The organism is Clostridium tanneri (assembly GCF_033659955.1).
GTDB lineage: Bacteria > Bacillota > Clostridia > Clostridiales > Clostridiaceae > Clostridium_AM > Clostridium_AM tanneri.
In genome coordinates this window covers 180,386-193,235 of sequence record NZ_JARUJP010000005.1, presented here as the reverse complement: position 1 = coordinate 193,235, position 12,850 = coordinate 180,386, and the positions used below count along the sequence as shown (strand labels likewise).

General features: G+C 34.1%; 12 protein-coding genes. 4 read left to right on the top strand and 8 right to left on the bottom strand.

The window, feature by feature from the left end; genetic code table 11:
* Positions 1 to 20: 20 nt before the first annotated feature.
* A complete protein-coding gene (locus P8V03_RS06410) occupies positions 21 to 839 on the bottom strand; it encodes a nitroreductase family protein (protein ID WP_318797353.1) in 819 nt (272 codons plus the stop codon).
* A gap of 265 nt (positions 840 to 1,104) precedes the next feature.
* Between P8V03_RS06410 and P8V03_RS06405 the strand changes: the two genes are divergently transcribed.
* From P8V03_RS06405 to P8V03_RS06390, 4 genes are all read left to right on the top strand, one after another.
* Positions 1,105 to 2,007, top strand: a complete 903-nt coding sequence (locus tag P8V03_RS06405; protein WP_318797351.1) for a LysR family transcriptional regulator — start codon at positions 1,105 to 1,107, stop codon at positions 2,005 to 2,007.
* A gap of 146 nt (positions 2,008 to 2,153) precedes the next feature.
* Positions 2,154 to 2,615: a YsnF/AvaK domain-containing protein gene (locus P8V03_RS06400; RefSeq protein ID WP_318797349.1), complete on the top strand. Its 462-nt coding sequence runs from the start codon at positions 2,154 to 2,156 to the stop codon at positions 2,613 to 2,615.
* A 72-nt stretch (positions 2,616 to 2,687) separates the two neighbouring features.
* Positions 2,688 to 3,122, top strand: a complete 435-nt coding sequence (locus tag P8V03_RS06395) for a YsnF/AvaK domain-containing protein (RefSeq protein ID WP_261670618.1) — start codon at positions 2,688 to 2,690, stop codon at positions 3,120 to 3,122.
* 28 nt (positions 3,123 to 3,150) lie between these two features.
* Positions 3,151 to 4,791, top strand: a complete 1,641-nt coding sequence (locus tag P8V03_RS06390; RefSeq protein WP_318797347.1) for a M20/M25/M40 family metallo-hydrolase — start codon at positions 3,151 to 3,153, stop codon at positions 4,789 to 4,791.
* Here the strand turns inward: P8V03_RS06390 and idi are convergent.
* The 7 genes from idi to P8V03_RS06355 all read right to left on the bottom strand — a co-directional run bounded on the left by idi (position 4,773) and on the right by P8V03_RS06355 (position 12,797).
* Positions 4,773 to 5,297 carry an isopentenyl-diphosphate Delta-isomerase gene (gene idi / locus P8V03_RS06385; RefSeq protein ID WP_261670616.1) on the bottom strand — a complete coding sequence of 175 codons (525 nt, stop codon included), beginning with the start codon at positions 5,295 to 5,297 and terminating at the stop codon, positions 4,773 to 4,775. The two genes, P8V03_RS06390 and idi, sit on opposite strands and share 19 nt — an antisense overlap.
* 59 nt (positions 5,298 to 5,356) lie before the next feature.
* Positions 5,357 to 7,390, bottom strand: coding sequence for a Na+/H+ antiporter (locus tag P8V03_RS06380; RefSeq protein ID WP_318797345.1), 2,034 nt, complete (start codon positions 7,388 to 7,390; stop codon positions 5,357 to 5,359).
* Positions 7,391 to 7,572: 182 nt separating this feature from the next.
* Entirely contained in the window at positions 7,573 to 9,288 is a 1,716-nt protein-coding gene (gene ilvD, locus P8V03_RS06375; RefSeq protein WP_318797343.1) for a dihydroxy-acid dehydratase, read from the bottom strand.
* 9 nt (positions 9,289 to 9,297) lie between these two features.
* Positions 9,298 to 10,299 carry a sugar kinase gene (locus tag P8V03_RS06370; protein WP_318797341.1) on the bottom strand — a complete coding sequence of 334 codons (1,002 nt, stop codon included), beginning with the start codon at positions 10,297 to 10,299 and terminating at the stop codon, positions 9,298 to 9,300.
* Positions 10,299 to 10,919, bottom strand: coding sequence for a bifunctional 2-keto-4-hydroxyglutarate aldolase/2-keto-3-deoxy-6-phosphogluconate aldolase (locus P8V03_RS06365; RefSeq protein WP_318797339.1), 621 nt, complete (start codon positions 10,917 to 10,919; stop codon positions 10,299 to 10,301). The genes P8V03_RS06370 and P8V03_RS06365 overlap by 1 nt, the downstream gene beginning before the upstream one ends.
* Before the next feature lie 57 nt (positions 10,920 to 10,976).
* Positions 10,977 to 11,462, bottom strand: coding sequence for a PTS sugar transporter subunit IIA (locus P8V03_RS06360; RefSeq protein ID WP_318797337.1), 486 nt, complete (start codon positions 11,460 to 11,462; stop codon positions 10,977 to 10,979).
* A gap of 9 nt (positions 11,463 to 11,471) precedes the next feature.
* Positions 11,472 to 12,797, bottom strand: a complete 1,326-nt coding sequence (locus P8V03_RS06355; RefSeq protein ID WP_318797335.1) for a 6-phospho-alpha-glucosidase — start codon at positions 12,795 to 12,797, stop codon at positions 11,472 to 11,474.
* Between the last annotated feature and the right edge of the window lie 53 nt (positions 12,798 to 12,850).

Sequence of the window (12,850 nt, the reverse complement as noted above, 5' to 3'; positions counted from 1 at the left end):
AATTAAAAGGTATACTATCTTTATTTCCAGGATACCTGTGCTTCCTTTCTAGGTACAGTTCTTGAATACTTCACATCAGGATATCCTATTACCATACAAGTTACGATTTTCTTACCTTCCTTAACTCCAAGGAAGTCCATAATTTTTTTGTTATCCTGTGCTGCTCTTACAAAGAAGCCACTGAAGAAAGTTCCAAGACCTAAAGCGTCAGTCATAAGTTCCATATTCGAAGAAGCTAGTGCTCCATTTACCTCTGAGTCAGCTGTAACTACTATTACTGCTGGAGCATTGAAGAATAATCTATCACTTTCAGGGTTTTTCTTGTACTCCTCACCCATGTTTACCCACATCTCAGCATATCTTTTGAATCTCATAGTTTCAGGAGTTAAATTAGCCAGCATGTATTCTCCTAAGCCCTTAAGACTTTCGAAAGTTAAAGCTTTAAGTTCTTCCATGCCTTCTCTTACTACTACATAAGATACATCCTGAAGGTTACTTCCAGTCTGAGTAAATCTACCTGCTTCTATAATTTTAGCAAGCTTTTCATCTTCTACTTTTTTATCCTTAAATTGTCTTACAGTTCTTCTAAACTTAATAAAGTTTAATAAATTATCTGCCTCCACTGAAAACTCTTCTTTATTATAGTTCTTTACTTCTTCCATGTTGTACTCATCTGTTGATACTGCATCCTTAGGACATACAGCAATACAGTGTCCACATTTAATACAGGTTTCATTATTAATCTTAGCTTTTCCATCAATTATTTCTATATCCTTTGGAAAACAGTCCTTAACACATAGTCCACAGCCTATACATTTTTCAGTATTTACCTTCATCATAACAATCCACTCCCACATTTTTTAATATTAAAAATTAATTTATTTATATTACATTCTTTTTTAAAATTTTAATATATAATTGAGCTTCTATAACTTTGACTTATGCATAAATAAAATTTATAATAAATTTATATAAATCCTTTAGCACATTAAGGATTATATCATCAAATAATTGCTATTGTCCAATTAATAATATTCACATATCCATAACCAAAAGTTATAGATTAGCAATATTTTTCTTATATAAATAATAAGGAGTTCTAAAATGAATTTACAACAATTAGAGTATTTGAAAAAAATAGCTGAGACTGAAAACTTCACCACTGCTGCAACTTTATTATCAGTAACTCAACCAGCTTTAAGCAAAGCAATTTCTAAACTAGAGGCTGAACTAAATGTACCTTTATTCGAAAGAACTGGACGTAATGTTAAACTTACTTCCTTTGGTGAAGCCTTCTTAAAGCATAGCAATCTAGCCTTATTGGAAATCGAAAAAGGTATTCGAGAATTGCAGGATATGGTAGATCCTGATAAAGGAATTATTTCTATTGCCTCTACCTATTGTATTGGTACTTACTTTATGCCCTTTATAATTAGTGATTTTTTAAGCTGCTGTCCTCATACCAAATTTCAATTTAGTCATGAATCTGTCCCAGAAATATTAAATGATTTAAGAGACGGTAAAATAGACTTAGGCTTTTATGACAACCTGGATGACATTCATACACATAGTGAAATTGAATCTATACCAGTAAAGGAAGAGGAATATGTGCTTATTGTGCCCAAGAATCATCACCTCTCAAAAGAAGTGGAGGTTTCTTTAAAAGATTTAAAAAATGAATCCTTTATTGTATTTCATGAAGGAGATAAAGACAAGATGCTTTCCTGCTCTGAATTTATAAATCGCGCGCCTAAGATATCTATACAACCTAACGAAGCTAGTATGCTGGGAGGACTAGTGGCTGCTGGTGCTGGCATTACCATAGTTCCTAATACTCCTCTCATTAATACTAGTGCACTATCTATTATAAAAATAAAGGAAAACATTGGACGCAAGGTTATTTATATAGGCTGGCTTAAAAACTCCTATATGTCTCCTATAGTAAAAAAGTTTAGAGATTACGTTATATCATCAGCTCCTGCTAACTCACTTAGTTTGAAAATTTAAGAGGAATTAGGTTTTAGGCTATAAGAACTTAACTATATTCTCTTTAAAATTGCCTTCATTTTGAGTTTTTTCAATAGGATAATATATTTATTTAAAGGGTATTCTATGAATGAATAGAAATTACTGAGTAATGGAGGTATTAACATATGGGAATATTTGATGGAATGTTTGGAAATAACGATGATACTAAAAAAGAAAGTAATGAGGATAATGCAAAGCTTCGCCTCCGCAAAGAAGAGCTTGATATTACTAAGAACAGAGTGCAAAAAGGTGAAGTAGAGCTTAGTAAGGAAATTGTAGAGGAGCAAAAGAGTGTTGATGTTCCTGTAACTCGCGAAGAAGTAGTCATCGAGAGAACTAACTTGAATAACGAAGTAAGTGATTCGCCTATCACCGATGAAGAAACTATCCGAATTCCTGTCAGCGAAGAGAAAGTGGATGTAAATAAACGTACAGTAGTAACAGGAGAAGTTTCTGCTCATAAACATGTTATAGAGGATACAGAACATATAGACGAAACTCTTAAGCGTGAAGAAGCTCGTGTAAATACCACAGGTGATGCTAACGTAGTTGACAACGGCACAGATAATAAAACAGATATGCAATAACTAAAATAAAAAACACCTCTGAATCCCTTAAATGATTCTTGAGGTGTTTTTTCTGAGAATGGAGGCAAAGATATGGACTGTGAAATGGATACCAAAAAGGTTGAGAATATGAAAGAAACCGATAATTATGATAAGAAGGTTACTCTTCAAATAAAAGAAGAAGAACTTGATATAGCAAAAAAGTGGATTCAAACAGGAGAAGTAAAGGTCTATAGAGAAACCTTTACTGAGGAAAAAACTTTTACTATACCTGTTATACGGGAAGAACTAGTAATTGAAAGGAGGTTCCTTGATTCATCTACGCCAAAAGACAAAGATATTCCTAAAGAAATTATACGTATACCTATTAGCGAAGAACAGGTTCAGTTTACAAAACATAAGGTTGCTCTAGAGGATGTATCCATATATAAAGAACAGGTAAAAGAGATAAAACATATTGAAGAGACATTGAAGAAGGAAAAGGCTAAGGTTAAAATCTCTGGCTCTCCAAGAGTTAAAGAAGAATAAAATATTATTTATATAGAAGGTGATTTTAATGAAAATGAAAGATAGACTGATGAAAACATTACTTGAACTTGTAGAAGTTCCCGGAATCTCCGGAACTTCTAGTGAAAATTTCACAGCTCAAAAGATATATGGTATTTTAAGTGAAATTCCTTACTTTATAAAAAACCCACAAGACCTAATCCTTAATAAAATAGAGAATGACCCACTAAATAGATATTTTGTCTCTGCCATTGTACGTTCACAGAATAGCTCTGATAAAACGCTAATACTAAATGGACATTTAGATGTTGTAGCTGTTGATGATTTTGGTCATCTAAAAGAACTTGCTTTCAATCCTACAAAATTAGTGGACAGGATATCTGAACTTGGTCTTTATGACGAAGCTCTTGAAGATCTTAGCTCCGGTGACTATATATTTGGAAGAGGAACTGCTGACATGAAGTTTGGAATTGCCCTTAATATTGAACTTCTAAGAACTTTTTCAGAAAGGTCGGATTTCAAGGGAAATATAATTTTCTTAGCAGTTCCAGGAGAAGAAAGCAACTCAGAGGGAATGCTTGGAGCCATTCCTTACCTTACTAAACTTAAAGATGAACTTGGATTTAACTATGTAGGTGCTCTTGTGTCTGAGTGCTGCCTGCCTAAGGTTCCTCATGATAAAGACAGATATGTTTATCTTGGTTCTGTAGGAAAGGTAATGCCTCTATTTTTCTTTGCAGGTAAGGAGTCTCATGTCTGTGAGCCTTTTAACTCTGTAAGTGCTAATCTTCTTGCTTCTGAAGTAAACAGGCTCTTTGAGTATAATACAGAGTTTTGCGATTCCTCCTTCGGTGAGACTGCTCCACCACCTCTTTGCCTAAAGCAAACTGATTTAAAGGAATTATACTCTGTTCAAATACCTCTATATGCTGCTTCTTACTATAATCTTTTAACTCTTAATATGTCTCCAGAACAGCTTATGGAGAAGTTAAAAAGAATTTGTAGCGATGCCTTTGAAAGTGCACTTAATAGTATTAACAAAAGTAAAGAGTTGTATGAAAAGATGGCTAATATAAAATGTTCCTCTCTTAATATTAAGCCTTGCGTTATGACCTATGAGGAGCTACTTAATGAAGTAAAGTCATCCTATGGTGATGAATTTAATACACACCTAGATAACTTAATAAGTAATTGGATGGATGAAAAATTAGACAATCAGACCATTGCAATTAAAATAATAAAGGAAACCTATGATAAGTATCCTAATAAAGTTCCTATGATAGTCATTGGCTTTGCACCACCTTATTATCCAGATAGGCATATTAATGGAGAAGCTGCTGCCCATGTTAAATTCCTAGATGCAGTAGATAAGGCTATAAACGAGGCATCAAATAAGCACAATGTGGTAATTAAAAAAGATAACTACTTTATGGGTATAAGTGATTTAAGCTATACAGGACTTTCTGATGCCAATTCCTCCGAAATAAATGTGTTGTCTTCAAATATGCTTTCTTCTAAAATCAATTATAACCTACCACTGGAAAATCTAAAAAAACTAGACATTCCAGGAGCGGTTATAGGTGGCTTTGGAAAAGACTTTCATAAGTACACAGAAAGGTTAAATATATCCTATTCTTTTAATGTTGTTCCTGATATTTATGAGGATATTATTTATTCTTTACTTAAGTAATATGATTCGATAACCTTATCAAGCACAGATTTAAACCAGAAGGTATATAAATGACCATTGTTTTTGATATCACGCTTAACTTCATCAATATCAATCCATTTATAATCTTCAACCTCATTTTCATTTGGAACTATTTCACCGTCATAGGTTCCAATAAAAACATGATCATATTCGTTTTCAGTAAGGCTATTTTCAAAATTCACCTTGTAACAAAAGCTAAATAGCTTGGTAAGTTCACAGGTAAATCCCATTTCCTCCTTAAGCCTTCTGTATATTGCTTCTTCTAGCTTTTCCTTGTATCGGGGGTGACTGCAGCAAGTATTAGTCCAAAGTCCCCCCGAATGATATTTTCCACTATATCTTTTTTGCAATAGTAATTGATCCTTGGAATTGAAGATGAATATGGAAAAGGCTCTATGTAGTACCCCTTTTTCATGAGCTTCCATCTTTTCTATAGGACCTAACTCTTTATCATTTTCATCAACTGCTATAATATATTCCTCCATTTAACCTTCTCCTTAAATTATATTAGTGCGTCTCTATATTTTATAATAATCATATTAATTTATTCAACAGGTTTATGTAAAATAACACTTTCAATATAGTTAACATATCTTCTTAATTCCTTTGCATTTTCCCTGTTAATTTCCCCTGCTTCATACATTCGATGAATTTCTGAACGCTCCATGTCCATAATTTTAATTCGTAATTCTTCCTTTTGTTCCTCGCTTTTTTCGTTATATGCTGTATTTCGGCGCTTCAATCGATTAATCATTCTCCTATAATCCAAAATCACTGCATAAACAATATCTGATTTTTCCTGCTCTCTTCTATACTCTTCCAAGTATTTAAGAGCTGCTTCAAAAGCCTTTAATTGAATATCCTTCCCTAAACGTAATTTAGCTAATCTAGTTTCTTCATCTTTATAGCAACGACTATTAAAACGTTTCCAAGTTCTTATCATCTTTCTTATAAGATACATTATTTCAGAACGGACGTTGTTTGATAAAGCTTCTTCCCTATAATCAAGAGATTTTTCAAAGGTTTCAAAAACTGTTTCATCCATTCCTTTTTTGTCCATTACTTCATGGATATATTTTCTTTCAGCTCTTAATGCCATTAATCTTATTTCTCTCATTCTTTGCTGGTAAAGCTGTGCTCCTTCTTCTGTAATACTCTGTTCTGATTGGAGCTTTTGAAATGCAATCTTATATTCATCAATTAATTCATAAGCTACAGATTCATTTTCTTCCTTTATTTCTAACTTAATTTTTTTAATGGCTACTAGTAAAAGCTTTCTCTTTGCCTCCCCTAAATCAATTTGACTTAATACTTCTCCCTCTGTTGTTTCCCCTTTACTTAAGATAGGCAGAAATATTGTGGCAACTATTAATGTAAATAAAATTACACCAGCTGCTAAAAAGAGTATCAATGAGTGTTCTGGAAATGGCTCTCCACTGGCCAAAAATAGAGGAATTGACAGCACACCTGCCATGGTAACTGTACCACGAACTCCTGTTAAACTAATTACCAATGCTGTTTTCAGGTTTGGCTTTTCAGCATCCTTTGTTTTTTTCAGAGCATATTCATAATAGAGAAAAGCATAGGACCAAATGAAGCGAATGCCTAAAATAACAAATCCTATTGCAATAACATAGCCAATAACTAACCAATTGTCCATATTAGGATTAGCTACCGTTTCACTCATTGATGAAGGAATGTTTAGTCCTAGTAGTAGAAATACAATACCATTTAAAACAAATAAAACAATTGACCATATATTTTCCGTAAGTACTTGCTCTTCTGCTATAATAGTTTCTGTTTGTTCTCTTATCAATGAGTGAACAATACCAGCTACTACCACTGCAATAACTCCAGAGGCATGTAAAAGTTCCTCTGTAATAATAAAGATGATAAATGGAGTTAACACTTGTAACAACGAGTGAAACACTACATCATTTATTCCTTCTTTACGCAAGGCAAATCGTACTAATGTTACAACCAAACCAAGTATTAATCCTAAAACTGCTCCAAGGAGAAACATATAAGAAAAGTCAAATATTGCTTTTTGTAGAGAAAAGTAACCTGTTACTACTGCCGCTACTGCATAATTAAAGGCAACTAAACCGGATGCATCATTTATTAAAGATTCTCCCCTAACGAGGTTTAATACTCTTTCAGGAATATGAATTCTTTTTGCAATTCCATTAACAGCTACAGGGTCTGTTGGTGATAAAATAGCTGCTAAAGCAAAGGCTGCAGCAAGAGGAATATCTGGTACCATCCAATGAATAAAATACCCTCCTCCAAGGGTTGTTAAAAGAACAAGGACAAGGGCGTTTCCAAATATGGGAAACCTCATCTTCCACAACTCTTCACGAGGAAAATGTCTCCCATCATTGTATAGAAGAGGTGCTACAAATAGTAACAAGAACCATTCTGTTTCTATTGGAAATGAAATATTCTTGAATACAAGGGCAATTATTACCCCAAGAGCTATTTGAGTTAAGGCTGTGGGAATAAATGGGGTGTAGTGACTAATTACATTGGAAATTAGTAAACAAAGCAGCAGCAATAATACTGTCATTAATAAGTGCATTTAAGTTCTCCTTCCCCTTTTTTGTAGTATTTTGTCTTATAATAATATTATAACATAATGAATATTCCTTATATCTTCCTATTATTATCGATCTTAATTAAGATTTTTATTATAAATAGTTAAGGTTCTAGAAAAAATCTCCTAAATGAAAAAAGCCCGGCATCTGCTGAGCTTTTTTCTAGCTATATTTTTATAACTCCACCTTCCATACCTGAGGTTGCCATACTTGTATACAGTCCAAGTACTCCCTTTGTATATTTAGGCGCCTTTGGTTTCCAATCTTTTTTTCTTTCATTTAATATAAAGGCAACTTCTTCTAGATCTTTTTCTTCTCCATTTATTCCTACAATATTTATACCTCTATCTTCTATATTTATATGAATTATATCTCCATCCTTTACAAAGGCTATTGGACCACCACTGCTTGCTTCTGGTGATACATGTCCTATTGCTGGTCCTCTAGTTGCTCCTGAGAATCTTCCGTCAGTTATTAAGGCTACTGTAGAATTTAACTTTTCATCTGATGCTATTGCCTCTGTTGTATAGAACATTTCAGGCATACCGGAGCCCCTAGGTCCTTCATATCTTATGATTATAGCATCTCCTGGTTTAATACTTCCATTTATCACCGCTTCAAAAGCTTCTTCCTCTGAATCAAAGGCTCTAACTTTAAGTTTTATATCTTTCATTCCAGCAGGAAGACTTGAGTGTTTTACTACACAGCCTTCTGGAGCCATATTACCTTTTAATACTGATACAGCTCCACTTTTATTGATTGGGTTTTCTGCATCGTATATAACTTCACTGTAGTCCATCTTAGGTGCTGATTTTAAGTATTCTCCATAAGTTTCTTTGGCATCAAAGGCTTCTAGATTTTCTCCTAAGGTCTTTCCTGTTACTGTAAGTACATCTAAATGAAGATATTTCTTTATTTTATTCATTATAGCTGGCACTCCACCTGCATAAAATACATAGTTAGCTGGCCACTGTCCACTAGGTCTTACATTTAATATAAAAGGAATTTCTCTATGAATTCTATCAAAGTCTTCTGGATTAATTTCTATCCCTAATTCCTTTGCAATCGCTGGTATGTGAAGTAATGCATTAGTTGATCCTCCGATAGCTGCATGGACCATTATTGCATTTTCAATAGATTTTTTATTTACTATATCTGATACCTTAATTCCCTTTTCTATTAGGTTTATAAGGGCCTTTGAAGACTTTCTAGCATAAACCTTTAACATATCTGAAGTAGATGGAAGTAGCGCTGCACCGGGAAGTGCTAAGCCTAAGGCTTCGCTAACTACTTGCATGGTAGCCGCTGTTCCCATAAACGAACACGCTCCACAACTTGGACACGCATTTTCTTTATAAGACTCATATTGCTCCTTAGTTATTTCCCCTCTTTTATGCATTGCACTGTAGGTTCCTATTTGATTTAATGTTAAAAGATTAGGCCCAGCGTTCATAATTCCACCAGGAACAACTACAGAAGGTATGTTAACTCTGCACATAGCAACTAAGTTTCCCGGCATGCCTTTATCACAACTTGCTACAAATACCCCTCCATCAAAGCCTGTGGCATTTGCATGTATTTCTATCATATTAGCAATTATCTCTCTAGATACAAGGGAATAATTCATTCCATCATGGCCTTGAGCTTGACCATCGCATATATCCGTTGCATAATAATCTGCTGGCTTTGCCCTTAGGCTGTCCAATTCATCCATGGCTTCATTAACTATTACATCTAAATGTGCACTTCCTGGATGACTTTTACCATAAGTACTCTCAACTATTACTTGCATTTTTTCTAGATCCTTAGTATTCCAGCCCATACCTCTTTTTAACGAATCCATTTCAGGAGCTATTTTTCTTACCTTTTGAGAATATAACATTTTTCTCTCCTACCTATCTATAATATTTTTAGAGCATATTATTTTTTCTACATCACTAGGTTCTACTGCCATACTGTCCCCTTTTATTGTGCACTTTAAAGTAGCCGATGCTACCCCAAAATCTAAGGCTTCCTTTAAAGTTTTCTCTTTTATTAATGAATAGATTACTCCAGCTACAAAGGCATCTCCACTTCCCACTCTCTCAATCATTCTAGTAGATGCTTTTATTGACTCTTGAAGGTTTTCCCCTAAACCATAGGCATAATAGCTATTGTTATCTTCCTTATCATTTGTACGCTCTGTGTGAAATATATATTTAAATTGAAATTCTCTTTTTAACTCCTTCATTCTTGCAAATATATCTTCTTTAGTAGAATTCTCTCTATCAAACATCTCTGTGTCCTTTTCATTAACCATTATAGGCTCTATGCCAAAACACACATCAGCATAAGGTGCAAGCTCTGTCATATATTTTTTAGCATCTACGGCACTACACATCTTACTTCTGAAATTTAAATCTATGCTTATAAATATGTTTCTTCTTTTAGCCTCTTTAACTATTTCTTTAACTAAATTTCTAGAGTTTTCTCCTACTGCTAAGGTAATTCCACTAAAATGAAGCCAAGTTACTCCTTCTAAAACCTTAGAAATATCAATGTCTTCAGCTTTAAGTTCTGAAAAGCTGCTGTGTTTTCTATCATATATAACACTGCTATTTCTGACTCCTGAATTTCTTTCTAGAAAATATAAACCTATCTTTTCTCCCTTTGTTACTATATTGCTTACATCTACTCCCAGTCCTCTAAAATATCTTTTTATATTTTTTGATAATGTGTTATCTGGAAGAGCAGATAATATTGAACTTTCAATGTCCCAATAAGAAAGTGTAGAAGCTATATTAGCCTCTGACCCCCCAAAGAAATATTCAAACTCATTATTGTTGCCATAAACATCAAAAGCCTTTGGAGTAAACCTTACAAGTATTTCACCTATTGAAAGAAACCTTCCCATTACCTGTCACCTGCAACTTTCCCCATGAAACTTCTTGCCTTACCTGCGATTTTTTCATGTTCATTATTTGTGCCGGAGGTAAGTATACTTCCTATTCCTAAAGCATCCGCTCCACTGTTTAACCACTCTCCAATATTTTCTAGGTTAACTCCGCCAGTTACCATTACTCTTACATTCTTAATAGGTGCTTTTATAGCCTTAATATATTTAGGACCTAATACTTCTCCAGGGAATAGTTTTATAAGTTCTACGCCTTCACTTAAGGCATTTACTACTTCCGTTGGTGTGAAACACCCTGGTACGTAGTCTATTTTTTTATCCTGACAATATTTATTAATAGAACTGTGGAAGTTAGGTCCTACTATAAACTGTGCTCCTGCTTCTATTGCTTCCCTTGCAGTATCTACATTTAAAACACTTCCTGCACCTATGACTACATCAGCATATTTATTCACTAAGCCTTTAATAATCTCTGATGCATCCTTATTTGTGTAAGTAACTTCTACAATCTTTATGCCACCATGGATGGCAGCCTTAATTATCCCCTCTGCTTCTTCTTTGTTGTTCCCTCTTATAACAGCTACTATTTTATTTTTAATTATCTTATCTAATATAGTCATAATATCCTCCTATAAAAGCAAGCTCCACTTAATAGTGAAGCTTGCTTTATTAATAATCTATTTATACTCTAGCAAGATACCTTCTTTAGCCTTCATAATCACATCAGTGTTAAAAGTTACAATTTTGTGGTTATTAAGTTCTGATATTACTAGCATAGTAGTATCCTCTAATCCATTTTCTTTAATAAATTCTCTATCAAAACTTAAAAGAAGATCACCTTTTTTCACAGTTTTTCCTTCTTCACAATGTAGTTTAAAGCCTTCACCCTTTAAGGTTACAGTATCAATTCCTACATGTATAAGAAGCTCTACCCCATCTTCCGTTCTTATGCCAACTGCATGTTTACTCTCTTTCATAACTGCAGCAATAGTTCCATCACAAGGAGAATATATCTCACCACTACTAGGTTTAATAGCAATTCCCTCTCCCATCATCTTTTGTGAGAACACCTCGTCATTAACCTTTGTTAAATCAACACTTATACCATCTGCAAAGGCATAAAATATCTTATTCTTATTTTTCTTAAATAAATTCTTAAACATATTAAACCTCTACTTTAATTCTGGCCAATAGCCTTTATTAGCTTCTATAAGATCATCTAATACTAATTTAGCAACCCTAGCACTTGGTACAGTTTTAGATAAAGTAAGTGCCTGCCATAGTTTTTGATAGCTCTTTTCTATCCACGCCTCAACAACTAACTTTTCTACGGACACTTGCTGTTCCATTAACCCCTTTTGGAATTGTGGAATCTCTCCTTGTGCTAAAGGTTCTGGCCCATCGCTTCCAACAATACATGGTACTTCAACCATAGCAGTTGGATCAAAGTTAGCAATTGCTCCCTTATTTTCTACTATACATAACATTCTTTCGTGAGTATTGTAAGCAATTGCTCTAGCTAAATCCACGATAAAGGTTGCATGAGCATCAATATGAAATTCTCCGCCTTTTGCTGTTTTATTCTTTACAATAGCCCTTGCTGCTTCAAATACATTTTTCTCTCGTCCATCCATTACTTCGTTTGCTCTAGAATATTCTCCATTAGAATGCTCTACAACATAATCTGGATATAGGTAGTATTTTAAATAAGTGTTAGGTAAGAATCTTGGATCTACTGCTAATAAATCCTTTGCCTTTTTATGCGTTTCCTGCCAGCTCGGATCAGTGTGTTGAGTTTCTACTTCCTTTACTGTTAGGTATCCATTTTCTGCAACATATTCTTTGATTTTATCTGTTAAATCATTTCCTTGTTTGTCCTTAACGCTAGTCCACCAACCAAAGTGATTTAATCCAAAGTACTTAACTTCTAAATCACTTGGTTCCATATCCACAATACCAGCCATACGACGAAGTGTTCCTACTGGCATGTCACAGATATTTAAAACCTTTGAATTTGGCTTTAGTCTACGGCAAGCTTCTGCAACAATAGAAGCTGGGTTAGAGTAGTTAAGCATCCAACAGTTTGGTGAATACTTTTCCATTAAGTCTATTAACTCTAACATACCCCCTATACTTCTCATTCCGTAAGCAATTCCTCCTGGTCCGCAAGTTTCCTGACCAACTAATCCATACTTTAGCGGAATCTTTTCATCCTTTTCACGCATTTCATATTTTCCTACACGAATATGAGCCATACAGAAATCCACATCGGTAAATGCCTCTTCTGGCTCTGTAGTATAAGAAAATTCAATGTCCGGCGCATTTTCTTTTAATACTATCTCTAAGGCTTCGCCAATAACACTTTGACGCTCACCATCATTATCATATAATTTTAATTTTCTAATGGGAAAACGGTGTACATTATCTAATAGCATCATAACTATTCCTGGGGTGAAAGTACTTCCTCCTCCTGCAATAACAATAGAATGTTTTTTCATATATATTACCTCTTTCCTCTAATTTATTTTATTCCCCAACTACCCTAATACTT